The sequence below is a fragment of the Acidovorax sp. genome (assembly GCF_034519795.1).
Classification (GTDB): domain Bacteria; phylum Pseudomonadota; class Gammaproteobacteria; order Burkholderiales; family Burkholderiaceae_C; genus Acidovorax.
The window spans coordinates 189,711-205,263 of record NZ_JAXHOB010000012.1 but is presented as its reverse complement, the minus strand read 5'-3'; the positions used below and the strand labels follow the sequence as shown (position 1 = coordinate 205,263).

General features: G+C 63.4%; 9 protein-coding genes and 1 pseudogene. 3 read left to right on the top strand and 7 right to left on the bottom strand.

All coding sequences use genetic code 11. The annotated features are described in order from the left end of the window. Positions 1-2 precede the first annotated feature (2 nt). Both U5N23_RS14530 and U5N23_RS14525 read left to right on the top strand, forming a co-directional pair. On the top strand, positions 3-620 hold the full coding sequence (locus U5N23_RS14530; protein ID WP_322593494.1) for a sigma-70 family RNA polymerase sigma factor: 618 nt from the start codon (positions 3-5) through the stop codon (positions 618-620). Beyond that, a complete protein-coding gene (locus U5N23_RS14525) occupies positions 617-1,714 on the top strand; it encodes an ankyrin repeat domain-containing protein (protein ID WP_322593493.1) in 1,098 nt (365 codons plus the stop codon). The genes U5N23_RS14530 and U5N23_RS14525 overlap by 4 nt, the downstream gene beginning before the upstream one ends. A 56-nt stretch (positions 1,715-1,770) precedes the next feature. Here the strand turns inward: U5N23_RS14525 and U5N23_RS14520 are convergent, their stop codons facing one another. Beyond that, positions 1,771-2,946 (bottom strand): bifunctional diguanylate cyclase/phosphodiesterase, encoded by a 1,176-nt coding sequence (locus U5N23_RS14520; protein WP_322593492.1) that lies wholly within the window; start codon positions 2,944-2,946, stop codon positions 1,771-1,773. 85 nt (positions 2,947-3,031) lie between these two features. Here U5N23_RS14520 and U5N23_RS14515 point away from each other — a divergent pair, with 85 nt between their 5' ends. Continuing rightward, positions 3,032-5,992, top strand: coding sequence for a Tn3 family transposase (locus U5N23_RS14515; RefSeq protein WP_322593491.1), 2,961 nt, complete (start codon positions 3,032-3,034; stop codon positions 5,990-5,992). A gap of 176 nt (positions 5,993-6,168) precedes the next feature. Here U5N23_RS14515 and U5N23_RS14510 read toward each other — a convergent pair whose 3' ends face one another. From U5N23_RS14510 to U5N23_RS14490, 6 genes and pseudogenes are all read right to left on the bottom strand, one after another. Beyond that, complete coding sequence (locus tag U5N23_RS14510) at positions 6,169-6,612, bottom strand: hypothetical protein (protein ID WP_057267363.1); 444 nt, start codon at positions 6,610-6,612, stop codon at positions 6,169-6,171. A 165-nt stretch (positions 6,613-6,777) separates the two neighbouring features. Beyond that, positions 6,778-7,125 carry a Tn3 family transposase post-transcriptional regulator TnpC gene (gene tnpC, locus U5N23_RS14505; protein ID WP_322593490.1) on the bottom strand — a complete coding sequence of 116 codons (348 nt, stop codon included), beginning with the start codon at positions 7,123-7,125 and terminating at the stop codon, positions 6,778-6,780. Beyond that, positions 7,122-10,160 carry a Tn3 family transposase gene (locus U5N23_RS14500; protein WP_322593489.1) on the bottom strand — a complete coding sequence of 1,013 codons (3,039 nt, stop codon included), beginning with the start codon at positions 10,158-10,160 and terminating at the stop codon, positions 7,122-7,124. The genes tnpC and U5N23_RS14500 overlap by 4 nt, the downstream gene beginning before the upstream one ends. A gap of 197 nt (positions 10,161-10,357) precedes the next feature. Continuing rightward, the gene (locus tag U5N23_RS14495) at positions 10,358-12,184 is read right to left on the bottom strand and encodes a fibronectin type III domain-containing protein (protein ID WP_322593488.1); all 1,827 of its coding nucleotides are present in this window, start codon (positions 12,182-12,184) and stop codon (positions 10,358-10,360) included. Between the two features lie 39 nt (positions 12,185-12,223). After that, positions 12,224-13,228 (bottom strand): annotated as a pseudogene (locus tag U5N23_RS33135) (hypothetical protein); the annotation flags it as partial. A 386-nt stretch (positions 13,229-13,614) separates the two neighbouring features. Further along, positions 13,615-15,522: an ATP-binding protein gene (locus U5N23_RS14490; RefSeq protein ID WP_322593487.1), complete on the bottom strand. Its 1,908-nt coding sequence runs from the start codon at positions 15,520-15,522 to the stop codon at positions 13,615-13,617. Positions 15,523-15,553: the final 31 nt, after the last annotated feature.

The following is a 15,553-nucleotide window of genomic DNA, read 5'->3' as shown; positions in this document are numbered from 1 at the left end:
GGATGAGGTCCCCGCATAATGCGCGGGTGCAGAACGCCCTGTCCCCTGACGATGCCGACGAGACGCTGATGCTGCGCTATGCCGCCGGTGACCTGGGCGCCTTCGACACGCTGTATAGCAGGCACGAGCTGGCGGTATGGCGCTTCGTGTTGCGCAGCGTGAAGGTCCCGGCGGTGGCGGACGACCTGCTGCAGGATGTCTGGTTTGCCGTGGCGCGCAACGCGGGCAGCTATGAAGTCAAGGCGAAATTCCGGACCTGGCTGTTCACCCTGGCCCACAACCGGCTGGTGGACCACCTGCGCACCGCCAGGAACCACGCCAGCCTGGATGCGAACGACGATGGGGGTGATGGCGGGCCCGGCCTGGCCGACACGCTGGCGGCCGACTCCGGATTCGGCCCGGTGCGGCAGCTGCAGTCACGTGAGCAGGCGGCGGCCCTGATCGCCGCGGTCGAGCAGTTGCCGTTCGAGCAACGGGAAGCGTTTTTGCTGCAGGCCGAAGGCGACCTCAGCGTGCAGGAGATCGCAGAAGCGACCGGCGTCCATTTCGAAACCGCCAAGAGCCGCCTGCGCTATGCGCGCACCAGCCTTCGCCAACAGCTACAGGAGTTTGCACCATGAGCGCGCGGGACGACGAGCTGACCCAGCGGTACCGCGAAGCCAGCGAACAGGACGATGCCCGCCCCGGTGCGCATGTCCGCGGCGCCGTGCGTGCCCATGCGCAGATGCTGGCAGCGGCCGCGGCCCCCCTGCCCGCCTCCCCTGCGCCCCCACAGGCGTCAGCCAACCAGTCGCGCTGGAAGGTATCGGCCCTGGCCACCGTGGCCGTGCTGGGCCTGACCGGCCTGCTGTTGCTGCAGTTCCAGCGCGGGACACCCGAAGAGCAGGAAATCGCCTACGGCCAGCGCCGTGCCACCGCCCCCTCGGCCAGCGTGCAGGCACCCGCCGCAGCGCCGCCCGCACCTGCAGCCACGCCACAAGCCCCTCAGGCCGCCCCTCCCAAGCCCGCTGCGCCCACCCGGCCGCTGGCCAGGACGGCTCCAGCACCCGCCCTCCAGGAAGCCGAGGCTCCACCGGCGCCGGGTCAGGTCGGTGCCGTGTCGGGCTTCCCTGCCTCCCCTCCCTTGCCTGGCGCCCCCCCTTCCGGTACGGGGACCGCCGCCGCACCGGCAGCCACGCCTGCACCGCCTTCTGCGCCGCCACGCACGGAAATGCGCGAGCGCCTGGCCGCCCGGGACGCAGCAGCCGCCAAGTCGATGGCGCCACCGCCCCCGGCGCCTGCCCCTGCGGCGGCCGCTGAAGCCGCTCGCTCATCCCAGCCAGAATCGGCGCGGCCTGCGGCACAGGCCGCAGCGGGCAGCGGCCTGCGGCGAGACGACGCGGCGGACAAGCGCCTGGCTGCGCCCGCCCCGCGCGCCCACAGCGAGCGCAGCAGTGCCGCGCTGCCGGACGGTTTGTGGGAAGCAGCCCGCACAGGCCGTACGCCCCAGGTCGAAAGCCTCATCGCCCAAGGCGCAGCCATCGACGCCCGCGACACGCTGGGCAGGACGGCGCTGATGCTCGCCGCCGCCAACGGCCAGAGCGCCACGGTGCAGAAGCTGCTGGCGCTGGGCGCCAACCCCGCCCTGGTGGACCATGAAGGCCTGAGCGCGGCCCAGCAAGCCAGAAGACTGGGCCACAACCGCATTGCCGAGCTGATTGACGCAGGGTCCTGAAACGGCCAACCCGCTCCCAACCGCTGGCGCAAGGGCGGCTTTTCCCGGCCTCCGGCCTATTTCAAGCCCTGGCCCGACCCATCCAGGCTGCGCTGGGCCAGGTTCATCTGCTCCAGCGGCGCCGGGCGCCCGAACCAGTAGCCCTGGGCACTGCCGCAGCCCATCTGCAGCAGGCGCCGCGCCTGGGCCTCGGTCTCGACGCCCTCGGCCACGACCGTCACGCCAAAGCCCTTGGCCATATGCAGCACGGCCGTGACGATGGCGGCATTCTGGGAAGATTCGGCCAAGTCGCGCACGAAGGTCTGGTCGATCTTGAGGCAGTCGAAGGGCAGCCGGCTCAGGTACGCCAGCGAGGAGTAGCCGGTGCCGAAGTCGTCGATGGCGATCTTCAGCCCCAGTGCGCGCAGGCGCGAGAGCTGCTGGTGGGTCACGGCATCGCCCTCGATCAGCACCGACTCGGTAAGCTCCAGCGTCAGGTGGCGCGCGGGCAGTCCACTGGCCTGTAGCGTGCGCTGCACCTGTTCGACGAAATCCGACTGGATCAGCTGGCGGGCCGAGACATTGACATGCAGGCCGAAGTCGCCGGGCAGCTGCGGCAATTGCTGGGCGATGTCCCGGGTGGCCCGGAGCATGACCCAGTCGCCCAGGGCCAGGATCAGGTCGCTTTCCTCGGCCATGGCGATGAACACGCCGGGCGGCACCATGCCGCGCGCAGGGCTGCGCCAGCGCAGCAGTGCCTCGGCGCCCGTCACGCGGCCCGTCGCCAGGTCGATCACCGGCTGGTAGTGCACCAGGAACTGGTCCTTGTCCAGGGCCTGCCGCAGTTCGGACGCCAGCCGCGTGCGCTCCATCGACTGGTCCGCCATGCCGGGCTCGAACACCATCCACTGGCTCTGGCCGTGGCGCTTGGCTTCGCCCAGGGCGATGCTGCCGTTGCGCAGCCACTCCGCCAGGTCTTCACCCCGCAGATGCCCCGCCACCAGGCCCACCGAGGCATGCACCATGACCTCGTCGGCCCCCGCCGAGAAGGGGGTGGCGAACAGACCCAACACCGCCTTGCCAAAGCGCTCCGCAGACTGCTCTCCCTCGTCCACCAGGCTCAGCAGGGCAAATTCGTCCCCACCCACACGGGCCAGCAGCACCGGCGCGGGAAAATGCCCGCGCAGCCGGTTGGCAACCGCCTGCAGCAGGCGGTCGCCCGTGCCATAGGGGTGATCTCGGTTTCCGTGCAATTTCGGAATCCATCTCCGAATAAGCCACTGGCGACAACAACTTAGCTGCGCTTTATAGTGTTCTCTGGAGCGAAGGAGAACGCTGATGTCGAGCTACCGATACAGATTCGTAGGCTACGAAAAACTGCCGTCCGGCTTGAATGCAGGCGACGTGGAACTGCACTGTCGGCTGCCAGACGAGCTGGTCAGGGAGATCAGGAACAGTGGCTACGCGAAACGCTATCACCTGGGACTGGCCGTGCAGCTGTCATTCCTCGCACTGACTGGCAGGAACGCCGACGCCGGGCTCAAGATGCCTACTGCGATGTTGAATATGCTGTGTGAGCAACTGGGCATCCACTCGACGGCGATTGCTTCCCTGAAGTCGCTGTACTCGAATGCCGACCGGACCATCAGCAACCATAGGGCTTGGGTTCGCGAAAAGCTCCTCTTCTCTACCTACGACCCTAACGCCGAAGAACGCCTCAAAGCGGCCCTGTCGCAGCAGGCGATCGACGCCTCGTCCGTCGATGAACTCCTCGCCTCCGCCCAGGAATGGCTCTTCGACAACAGGATCGTCCTGCCAGGCCAGCGTGTGGTGCTCGACCTGGCCCGATCTGCGTTTCAGGTAGTCGAGAACCTGGCACTCGCAACGATTCGAGCAGCGGTGACTCCTGTACGCCTGCGCGCGGTGCTCAAGGTGATGCACGAAGAGAGTCCGACTCCTGGCATCTCTTTGCTTGAGTGGCTGAAGCAATCGGCCGGCAAACACGGGGTGAAGGGCCTCAAAGAAGTGAACTCACGCATTGATGCGCTCAAGACGCTGGGCGTGCACCTGTGGGACCTGCAAGGGCTCTCGATCGGCCGCTTCCATGCGTTCGCCCAAGCGGTGGTCAATCGGCCGCCCTCCGAGACCGCCCGCCGCATCGAGGACACCCGCTCAATCGAGATCGTGTGCTTCCTCAAGCACCTGCTCGGTGAGCTCAGCGATGAGGCGATTTTTCGGAACAATCGGCACACCAGCGATTTCGTCCACAGGGCTAAAAAGCGTGTCCAAGCCAAACAGGCACAGCGTGCAATCGAGTACCGCCATTCCATCGAATCGATGCGGAGCATTGCTGCGGACAGCGGGCGTGAGGCGCATGAACGGCTGGCAGCCATCATGGCGCTGGCTGACGATATGCTGGGCCGTCCGCTGGTCAGCCAGGCTGAGGTTGTCCGGGAAACCTTGACCGAGCAGAGCACTCAGGTTCGCACGATCCTGGACGGCATGGGCTGCCTGGACCTAAAGGGCGATCCCGAGCACGCCGACAGCCGCCTGGTGTTGGCATTGCAGGCGCTGCGAGCAGCAGGCGCCAAGGAGCTTCCAGTCGACTTTGATACCTCCCTGGTCGAACCGAAATGGCGCCCCTTTCTCGATGTTCCTGATCGCAAGGCGGCACTCAGGGCTTTCGAAGGTTGCGCACTAATGCGCATCAGCAAGGGGCTGCGGGGAGGAAGCCTGTATGTGAACCACAGCGCTACCTACCAGAACAAGGCGAGTTTGCTGATTCCGCAGGACGAGTGGGAGCGCGACAAGGTAGCTCTCTGCGAAGCCTATGGTCTGGAATTGGATCCGCGCAAAGCGCTTGACCTCCAGTACGAGTTGCTGCGTGCCGGCCTTGCCGATGTGGAGGTCGGACTTGAAAAAGGCCTGCTTGAGATCGATGAAGACGGGTGCGTGCGTATACCGGCGATTCGCGCCGCGGAGGAAGACCCGGAACTTCGACACACGAACCAACGCCTCAGCGACTTGATTGGCGCAACCCAGCTGCCGGACGTCATTTTGGAGATCGACAGTAGGACCCAAATCAGCACCATGTTGCTGGGCCGCCAGCCGGAAGACGCCGAAGAACTCATTGCGCTGTATGCGGGCTTGCTCGCGCATGGCACCGAGATCGACGCCAAGGCTGCTGCCGCAATGATTCCCGGCGTGCCCGTCAGCCGCGTCTCAGCCGCCATGCGCATGCTCGAGGCGCCTGGCCGGCTGCGCGCAGCCAACGACAGCGTGGTGGCGTTCCAGCAGCGGTTTCCGATCGTCAAGCTGTGGAGTGACGGGAAGAAAGCCTCGTCCGACATGATGGCGCTCGATGCAACGCGTCACCTCTCCATTGCCCGCACGGATCCCCGTCGCAAGACTGCGGCGGCAGGCATCTACACCCACATCCTGGGCAGCTACCCGGTCATCTTCGACCAGCCCATCGTGCTGTTGACGCGCCAGGACGCGCCGGCAGTGCATGGAATCGAAGCCTACAACTCCAACAGCGAGGACCGCATCAAAGTCGACCTTTTGGCGGTGGACACCCACGGCTACACCTACTCAGGCATGAGCGTGGCCAAGCTGCTGAAGTTCGACTTGTGCCCCCAGTTGGCCGGCCTACCAGACCGCAAGATCTGGACACCCCGCTTGATCAAGGTGTCCGAGGCCCTCGAGCAAATCGCCATACCAGCCATCACCGAAAAAGCCATCCGGGAAGGCTGGGACCAGACCATGCGCCTTATTGCCTCGATCAAGTCTGGCCGCGTGAGCGTCGCTTGGGCGCTGGCCCGCCACGGGAGCGCAGCGGCCGGGGATGACGTTCGCCGCTGCCTGGACCAGTACGGCCGCCTGCTGCGATCGGTGTTCCTGTGCGACTATTTCACCAACGACGTCTTCCGGCGGGAAATCCACACTTTGCTCAACCGCGGTGAGTCGGTGCACCTCCTTCAGCGGGCCATCTACTACGGTCGAATCACCGCCGAAAGAGGCCGCCGCCGCGATGAACTCAAGTCGATTTCGGGATCGCATGCGCTCTTGACGAACGTCGTGATCGGCTGGAACACGATGAAACTGCAGGAAACCGTAGATCGTCTGAAGTCCAGCGGGCAACGCATTGACGACAGCATCCTGCGCCGAATCGGGCCGGTCCACTTCGGGCACATCAACTTCCGGGGCACCATGAGCTTCAGTGTTGCCCGGTATGCCAGCGTGCTTTTGAAGGGAGAAATGACCTCGAAACGCACTCCCGCAAAACGCGCCGAAAAATAACCCTATTTCGTGCTTTTGCATTTCCGTCTGCAAAATCGGAAAGCTGCTCTATATAAATCAACGACTTAGCACGCCCGTGCATTTCGCCATTTCATTTATTCCGTGCAAAAAAGGAAATACCCGACTAATTAAGTAGGCTATTGAGGGCTCGGCGGAGAAGTCGTTCGGGGCGCAAATTATTCCGTTGGCGGCCCAACGTCTACCCCCGCTTGCGCCAGTTGCCCAAGTGTCACCAGCTCAGAAGGCATGTGGAGCACCCGGATGTTGGCGAGCGCCTGTATCGCGTCGCGCTTGGACCAAATGTCTGTCTTGTCGCTCGTGAGAAAGACCGTGCAACCGGCCTTGGCCGCCGAATCGAGGTGCTGTGCGTCGACCTGGGCGCCCAACAACTTGCGTAGCGGTTCGAAGAGAGCGGACGATTTGTAGTCGTTCCAGGTTCCAGGAGCCTCTTTCGAACTCAGATTGCTCTGCTTCCAGGTAGCGCCCGAGCCGGGGACGAAAGTTTTGACCCGGCGATTTCGCTGCTCGAAAGGAAAGTAATGGGTTTTCAGAAGGCCAGCAGCCTCCAAGGCGGCCACTTCCTTGAGCATTCCGCCGGTGTCCACATACACAAGAAGCATCTCATCTCCCAGAATTTGATGGGCTCATTGGCTCACGGTTGGGCGAGCTCGCTGCGTCGGGTGCCAACGAACATCGGTGGAATTGAGGGCAAGCCAGGATAAAGCCAGTTTTGACTCATAAGCCTTTTAGTTATGTGAAATGGCTCCTTTACTCCAAATCGAAACTCAGTTGGTTGCCTGTAGTGTTTCCAGCGGTTCAATCAGCTTCACCCAGCCTTGCAACGTAGCGATTGTTTGACGAATCTCTGACGTTGCCTCAAAAGCCAGTTCGGGCAAGCTCTCTTCCGCAGAGCCTGACAAACCGGCCCCGTTAACCACTACGTGCGCCATTCCGTGAAGCCGCAGCAGTACGTCCCGAAGGCCGTCTTGGCCTCGTGCGTTGCCCACAACTCTGTCGAGCTGTTCGACTGCGCGCAGCAGTTTTGAGGTGTCGTAGGTGCTCTGTAGCCGTGTCAGCGAAGCCCTGTCCAGCCGACCATAGGCCGTGAGGACGGTGGTTTCTGGATCGCTCATGCTCCTGCTCCCTTTTGGCCGGCTCGCTGCCCCTCCGCTGCCACTGCAGCTGCAGCAACTCGTGCACGCCTGGCCGCCTCACGAAACTGTGATTCCTTGACCCAGGGCTCCGGGGGCCGCTTCAGGTCGAGGTGATAGTTGCCAAACCGCTTGATACCCGAGGTCATGTACGGACTCAGATACTCAACATCGGCCGCAGAAACGGGCTCCCCGTCTGCGTACATCTCCTGCAACACCCGCATCATGTCCACCGTGTTCTGCAGGATCACCGATGAGGCAATCAGGTCGATGAAGCGCACCCGCTTTTGCTGCTCGTTTGGATCGTTCTCGTTGATCACATCGCCGCCGAAGTCCAGCCATTTCGTGAAGGCATGGTACGACTCGATCTTGTTGGTCGTGGCGCTCACCTCCTGACGCATCTCCTTGCTGGAGATCCAGCGCAGCAAGTAGACCGTTCGCAGCACTCGGCCAAGTTCGCGTGCCGCAGCAAACAGTCGGTTGTAACGCCCCTCCTGGCTGAGCTTGCGCAACAGCATCGGTGAGGCGATTTTTCCGGCCTGGATCGATATCGATACCTGCATCAGATCTCGCCAATGGTCGCGGATGAGCTTCCAGTCTACGACGTCGCTGAACAGGCGGTCGATATGCCGGAACCGCATCCCCTTCTCGGGGCGATAGAAACGCAGATCCTTCCAGTTTCGGATGCGCGGCATCAGTTGGATACCCGCAAGGTGCGTGAAGGCGAACACCGTTTCCGACTGGCCATGGGTGTCTGAGTACACGGTATCGGCATGAACGCTCAAGCCTGCCTTCATCAGGCCCTCGATAACGTAGACAGCTTCCAGGACCCCTGGTGGTATGAAGTGGCGAAAAACCGCGATGTAGTTGTCGGCGACATGCCGATAGGCCACGGCCCCCATGCGCCGGTACCGAAAGTGCATGCCTACCAGCAGGTTCTGGTCGTAGAAGTCGTGCTGGGTGCCATCTGCCGCGACCTTTTTGCCTTCGCCCCACAGCTTGGGCAACTCAAGCCGCAGATACAGTTCGGTCAGATCCCGGCAGGCGTTGTCCAACTGGTCAAGGCTCATGTGCCGCTGGTTGGCATAGGACAGTTGATGTGGTGTCACACCGTTGGACAGGTGACGCGCTGCTTGGTTGGGTCCAAGGTTGCAGCCTATGGCGAACACGGTGAGCAAGTAGCGCTCGCGTGCGTTGCGAAGTTTGGGATCGTCGCCGGACTGCGGCCCAAAGTTGCGGGTGAATCCCGTCCAGTGCTCGATGTTGGCAAGAACGTCCAGGAGGTTGCGAGGTGCAGTGCGATTTTCGATAGCGGCATGCAGGGCGATGGCCGAAGCCGGCACTTCCCGTGCAACAACACGCCGCAGGGTAGGCTCGCCGTTGGCTCCGATCACCACGTCTCCTGCATGTTGCGGAAACTCATCATCGATTTTCTTGGCCGTCTCGGTGAGCAATTGCTTGAGCCCGTCTACGAAGTCACCCGCAGTGGCGGGTATCCCAATCCGGTCGCAATAGGTTGGCAGTAGCGCTTCGCACTCCTTCCAGGGCAGCAGTTGCAAGCGGTAGTCGGCAAATGACTCTGAGCCTTCAATGCACACATCGCCAGAACGAAGATCCCCACACAAATAGCTGAACACGCAAACTTCGAGGTAGCGACGGTTAGTCGGGTGGCCCAGTCCGTGTGAGCGGCGCACCAGCTTGCGCCAGCGCTCGGAGGCGAACATAAGCGCCAGGTCATCCTCAATCCACTCCACCTTGCGATGTTCGTTGGCCAGAACGACCTGCAGGGCGTCCAGCAGACTGCGGTCCTGAGTGGCTGCCTCAAAGCGCAACGCCTTCGCCATTCGGAACATCGCCGCACGCCAACTGCTGAACGCCTTCCAGACCAGCGGCAGATGGTTTCCCCCGCTCCACACTCGGATGGCCTCACAGTCCATGGTCAGTTGATCCAGGTTGCCGTGCGGGGCAAGCAGATCTCGAACGCGCTGCCCGGTACTGGCGTCATCAAGGTTTTCAGCGAGGATCTCCAGAACCTGCTCCAGCGTGGCGACGAGTTCTTCGCTCAGTTCGCGCTGGCGCGCCTGGATCACCTGCAGTTCCTCTCTTGCGGTCTTGTGGATGGCACCGATGCGGCGAATGAACATTTCGGCCACATCGTCGCGGGCCCTCACTCGCATATGTCGGATCAATGCCAGGATCAATGTGTAGCGCTTGGCGGGCAGCAAGTCCTTCATGTCGCCCGCATCGAGCGCCGATGCCATGCCGGCCATGTAGTTGAGCTTGGTGACCGGAACGCCATCGAGCAACGCATCGCTGTCAGGCAGGGACTCAAGCCATGTCAACTGGTCCAACAGCAAATCGAGATGCTTGCGCGAGGCTTTCTTTGCCGATTTCTTGATCTGGTTATACAAAGTTCGCCTTGCCGGCAATTCCGACTCCAGCAATTGGTCAAGCCATGTTCGTTGGGCCAAACTCAGGCGCTGATTGATTCGCGCGTTCAATGCGGCCTCTGCGGCCGAGTGGGCTTGTTCAGAGATTTCGTCGAGCGTGCGGAACACTGGCAGCTCGTAACCCAGCCGTACCAACTCCTCAATGGTGATGTTGATGATGTCAACGCGGGTCTCCACGACACTGGCGACCTGTTGGGCTATCTGGATAGCCAGTGTTCGTGTTTGTCCGTCGGTGTAGGGCTTCACACCGAGCATTTCTCGAATCGCCTTGTGGTGGCGATACAGCGTGGCGAGCGAAGCGAATTCGATCTTGCCAGTCGGGGCGATGCCCAGCGTTGCGGAAACATGCTCGATAACCTCGGCTGGAATGGCATCGAGCCCGGGGAAGTGGCGCAGAAATTCGAAGCATTTGAGCAGTACGAGGATGGCCAGGCGGCGTTCTGGAGTGCGCGAGTGTCGCTGAGCCCATTCAATTTCTTCAGGCCGCGGCGTGAAGGATCCCTGCAGATCCTTCAGTGTCAGCGTTCGAGGGAATCGAGGGTACGCAGTACGTTCAATGCTCGCCATGGCGCAAAGCCCCCACAAAAGGCAGGTTTGGTTGAGGCAAGCAGCGTATCCGATGGCGCTGGTAGCCTGCCCTACAACGGCAAGAAAACCCCCATGAGCCTGATGCGCGCACCGATGCACTTGATCAGCCAGACCGATTCCTGTGTATCAGCTCACCGGCAGGCGATCAGTTGGGAGCGTACTTTTGCTCCAGCCCGTCAATCAGTGATGTGCAGAGCCTGCACCGGGGTGCCCAGCTTCAGGTACAGCAAGCCATCGCTTCCCATGCGCCAGGGTTGCGTCTGGCCTGTATCGCCCGCCGGCAGCAACCACTGCGGTACCAATCGCCATGATTGGCCGCCCAAGGTGAGTTTCAGGGCGCCATCGTTGGCGCTTGGCTGAACGGCCAAGCTGGCGCCAGGTAGTGCTGCAGTGAAGATGGCGTTGGCCTGCGTGACATTGAGCAGCGCGGGCAACAGCAACTGGCGCGCGCCTTGTCCGATCTGGAACACGATGCGGCCCTGTTCGTCCACGCCGATCTGCGGGGTGCCAGTGGCGGTACCTGCCCCGGTCCAATCAGGACGCAGAACATAGGTGGCGCCGCCAAAGCCCAGCTGCAGCACCCCCTCGGCGCCCAGCTTCAACGTTGCACCCGGCAGGGCCGTGGTGACTGCAGTGGCCAGGCCAGCCAGCTCCGCCACCGCAGGCGCAAACTGCACCACCACACCGCCACGCACCCAGCGCAGCAGGCCCAGTGGAGTGAAGCCAAAGCCATCGGGCAATCGCGCGTCGATGGTGATCGGCTGGATGGGCAGCAGCTGGACGATCTGGCCATCCGCACGCATGAGCACTACACCGGTAGGCGCGGTCTCCAGACCCTGCGCCAGGTTGGCGCCAGCAAGGCGCGCGACGGCGCCGTCGAGGCGGGCGAAAGCCTTGCCATCCACCGCGATCGATGCCCGCAGGTTGACGAACACCATGCCATCGCCCGCCTGGCCCGCATCACCCAAGAGGGAACCCAGGGTGATGGACACCAGCCTGCCCGCGGCATCCACCAGCAGCTTCTCCCCCGCCATTAAGCCCTTGCCGCCCAGTTCAGGCAGAGTGCCTGCGGCTGGAACCAGCGAGCCACTGACCACAGCCACGGCCAGGGGCTGCGCCTCGATGCGCGTGCCCGCAGCACCGGAGGTAAGGAGCACGGCACCGGCGAGGGCCATCGGCTGGCCCGCTGCGCCGCTGGTCATGGATGCCCAGCCGTTGACCACTGCCAGCACCAGCGTGTCCTGCCCCTGCACCTTGGCGATGCGCAGGTAGGTTCCCGGGGTAGCCCGGACCGACAGAGGCTGGCCGTTGATGGTGACCTGCAGCGGTACCGGCGTGGTCCCAAAACCGGGCAGCACAATGGTGCCGCCAGCCGCATCGGGGCCGATCACGATGGGCAGGTAGGGGTCTGTGATGTTGGTCGTGGCGCCGGGTACGGTCACAGGCAGGTTGGTTGGCCCGGGGGAACTGGGCGTGACGGGTGCGCTCGCCACGGAAGACGCGCCACGGCCGAGGCCGTTGGTGGCCGTCACCGTGAACGTGTGGGCATTGCCCGCATTGAGGTTGATCACCAGGCAGGTCGTGGCCGGCGCGGCCACCGTGCAGGTGCCTGCGGGTACGCCGGTGACCGTGTAACTGGTGATGGCGTAGCCCCCGTCGTTGGAGGGCGCAGTCCAGCGCACCGTTGCCTGCTCATCACCTGCCACCGCAATGACCGCAGTGGGCGCGACAGGTGGGCCGGTGGGTACCACCGAGGCACTGGCGGCCGAGGCTGTGCCCGCACCAATGCTGTTGCTGGCCACCACCTCGAAGCTGTAGCCCGTGCCGTTGGTCAGGCCTGCGACCGTGCAGGTGGTTGCAGTAGCGGGTGTCGGCGTGCAGGTCTTGGTGGTGTCCTCGACCGCCGTCACGAGGTAGCCGGTGATGGGCCGCCCTCCGTCGCTGGAGGGGGCTGCCCACGAGACCGTCACCTCGGCATCGCCTGGCACCACAGTCACTGTCATAGGACCGTCGGGTGGGACGGGAACGACCTTGCGGATACGGAGATTGTCGTAGTCAGCAATGTACAGGTTGTCCTGCGAATCCACCGCCACGGCCCGTGGATGGTTCAATGCCGCCGCAGCGGCTGGACCGCCATCGCCGCTAAATCCAGCTTGCCCCGTGCCAACCACGGTGCTGATGATGCCTGTGCTGTCCACCTTGCGGATGCGGTTGTTGCCATAATCCGCAATGTACAGGCTACCCGCAGCATCTATCGCCACGCCCGAGGGACCGCCTAACTGTGCCGACGTGGCTGGGCCACCATCACCGCCAAAACCTGGGTTTCCGTCGCCAGCAAAAGTGGTGATGACGCCTGCTCTGTCTACTTTGCGGATGCGGTGGTTGTAGAAATCCGCGATATACAGGTTCCCAGCAGCATCCATCGCCAATCCCCGGGGAGAGTCCAAAAACGCTGTGGTGGCTGGAATCCCATCGCCGTTGTATCCAGAATCGACATTCCCGTCATGGTATCCGGCCACGTGGGTGAAAAAGCCTGCGGTGCTAAATTTGCGGACGTTGTCAGACTCTGCGAAGTATATGTTGCCAGCAGCATCAAGCACTATCCCAGTGAGCAAACCGAACAATGCATGGCCGGGCAAACTAGTAATAGTCCCCGCCAAGTCAACCTTGCGGACACGAAAGTTGTAAGAGTCCGTAAAGTACAGGTTCCCCACTGCATCAACGGTGACACCTTGAGGCCGATACAACTGCGCCGCCGTAGCTGGACCTCCATCGCCACTGAAGCCCCGAATCCCGGATCCCGCTACGGTGCTGACGGTACCCGTGTTGTCCACCTTGCGGATATTGTGTCTTGTAGCGTCTGCAATATACAGATTTCCCGCAACGTCGACCGCTATGCCGTGGACGCCGCCGATCTGGGCCGCAGTGGCGGGCCCTCCGTCGCCGCTGGAACCTATTGTCCCATTACCTGCCACGGTGCTGATGGCCTGCCCCAGTGCTGGCCCGGCAAGCCCGATGGAAAGGGTGCTCCAAAGCAGGAGGCGCATGCATGCCACTCGCGCATTCAGAATAGGCAGTCGCAGGGCGGGCACAGCAGGGCGCGCGGAGCGCAACGGATTGAGAGTAGTCATTCGCAGTTCAAACGGAACGTTGGCAAGTGGAGGCCGCACAGGCGGGCCCCGGGGTTCTGGCAGTGACGCGCGGCGGCGTCCGGATCGGTCAGGCCGAGCAGCAGCCCCCTAGATCGCCAAAATGTATCGACATGCTGCAAACCTGTCTGTCCCTAGAACTAGTTACAAGCGGGCTCAGTTTGAGCAGCCAGATGTCATGGGAACGTGCCGTCGGCGGGTGCTATCCGCGCGGCGTCAGTGCCCATTCACTTCGAGCCCTTCGCTCTGGCCAGGCCAGCGCTGGAGGCGCCCTTCAGCCGGAGTCACGGTGCACTGCGCTCGCCCGACTGGGGCGCCTGCAGCGGCAACCAGAGCACGCAGCGTGTCACGGCCGAGGGCTCGCCGGTGCTGCGGCTCCAAGACATCCGTCCCCCCAGCGCCTCGGCCCGGCGCAGCTGGTTCTTGAGCCCGCGCCCGCGTGCCTGCAAGGCGGCGTGCACGTCGAAGCCCCGACCGTCGTCAATCACGCGCACCTCGATGCCGCCATTGCACTCCTCGCATTCGAGCTGGATGAACGAGGCCTGGGCGTGCTTGACCACGTTGGCGAAGCATTCCTGCAGTATGCGCAAGAGGTGCAGCGCTGCGGCAGCATCCAGCCATGGCAGGGGCGGCACCTCGCTCACCTCCCAACGCAATTGCATACCCAGCCCTTCCAGGCGCGGCGCCAGCCTAAAGCGCAGGGTGGCCAGCAGCAGCAGCAAATCAGCGTCCACGGGCTCCATGGAGTCGATGGCCAGTTTCAGGTCATCCATGCATTCGGCCAGCACCTGGGCCAGTTCCTCGCTGCCGGCCTTGCCGTGGCGCACCAGGTGCAGGGCGCTGGTGAGCGAGGAGCCCAGGCCGTCGTGCATGTCCTGCATCAGGCGCTGGCGCTCCTGCGCCAGGGTCTCGCGGTGCTCTACCTCGCGCAGTCGCGCATGGCTCTGCACCAGCTCGACCTCGCGCTCGCGCAGGCGGTGCTCCAGGTGGACGTTCACGCGCTCCATGCCCTCAATAGCGGCCAGGTAGCGGTGCAGGATGACGTACGAAGCAATGAAGAACACGCCGATGTTGCTGTAGGCGCCCAGGTACATGCCCTCCACGTTGACGAGCAGGTGGCTTTGCAGCAGCCAGTCATAGCCACCGGCCAGCAGGCTGAGCAGGCCCCAGCCCCCTAGCAGGCCGGCCTCCCGGGAACGCACATGCCAGGCATCGCGGCAGGCAACGATGAACAGGGTGGTACCCATCACCAGCAACACCGCATACAGCAGCGGTGAGATGAGGGCCGCCTTGGGCAGTGCCGGCACCACCGGCAGCGTAATGGCACTTGCCAACGCGGTGACCGCGCAGGCGGTGATGGTCAACCAGCGGTGGCGCAGGCCATGCAGGGAGCGCAGGAAGAAGTAGGAGATGAGGACCAGCCAGAACAGCGAGCTGACGGTAAGCCAGCTGAACCATTCATCGCTGATGGGCACGCGCTGGCGGCTCACGAAGTAGTGCAGCGTTCTGACGCAGGCCACCGCAGACGCCACGAAAAACATCAGGTAAATCGTTTCGCGCCGCCGCCGCAGCCACACGCCAAAGGCGAAGATGCCGGCGGCCAGAAAGGCGGCGCTGCTCATGGCCGGAAAGTCGGACTGCAGCCAGTAGCGCAGCTGGTAGCGCCAGCCGATGGCCTCGCTGGTGCCGACCCAGGCGGTGGACATGGCGGCACGGGTGCCGCTCAGGCGCTGGCCACGGATCTGTATCTCGCGAACGGCCGGGGCGCCGGCCGTGCCCTGCAGGGGTATCCACAGCGGCAGGTTCACTGCGTTCCACAGGAACCGTGCATCCGACTTGTAAAGCAGCCGGCCGTCGCCGTAGATGGCAATCTGTCCATCCGACTTCCAGCGCGGCACGTACAGGTACAGGGGACTGGCCTCGGACACCAGGGCGGGCACTGCCAGGCGGTACCAGACCTCGGTAGTCAGGGGCAGAGCCTGCGAAGGCTCCTGCGCCAGCGTGGCCGAGGACAGCATCCTGGTGGGGGCGGAATAAGGCAGGTCAACCGTCGTCCACTCGCCGCTTGGCAGGCCATCCCCCAGTGCATAGGGCGGGGGCGTGAACCCCAGGGTAGAGCGGGTGAACAACTGCGCCTGCACGATGCGGTGCGCCACGGCGGCCTCCGCAGGCTGCGCTTGCTGCGCTTGCACTGCACTGCCCAACAGCAGGCTTGCCGCGAGC

Bases quoted from the DNA above. Each gene is read 5' to 3' on its own strand.
- U5N23_RS14510 (WP_057267363.1), bottom strand. From the start codon at position 6,612: ATGCTTCTTGTGTATGTGGACACCGGCGGAATGCTCAAGGAAGTGGCC.
- U5N23_RS14500 (WP_322593489.1), bottom strand. From the start codon at position 10,160: ATGGCGAGCATTGAACGTACTGCGTACCCTCGATTCCCTCGAACGCTG.
- U5N23_RS14530 (WP_322593494.1), top strand. From the start codon at position 3: ATGAGGTCCCCGCATAATGCGCGGGTGCAGAACGCCCTGTCCCCTGAC.
- U5N23_RS14495 (WP_322593488.1), bottom strand. From the start codon at position 12,184: ATGACAGTGACTGTGGTGCCAGGCGATGCCGAGGTGACGGTCTCGTGG.
- U5N23_RS14515 (WP_322593491.1), top strand. From the start codon at position 3,032: ATGTCGAGCTACCGATACAGATTCGTAGGCTACGAAAAACTGCCGTCC.
- U5N23_RS14525 (WP_322593493.1), top strand. From the start codon at position 617: ATGAGCGCGCGGGACGACGAGCTGACCCAGCGGTACCGCGAAGCCAGC.
- tnpC (WP_322593490.1), bottom strand. From the start codon at position 7,125: ATGAGCGATCCAGAAACCACCGTCCTCACGGCCTATGGTCGGCTGGAC.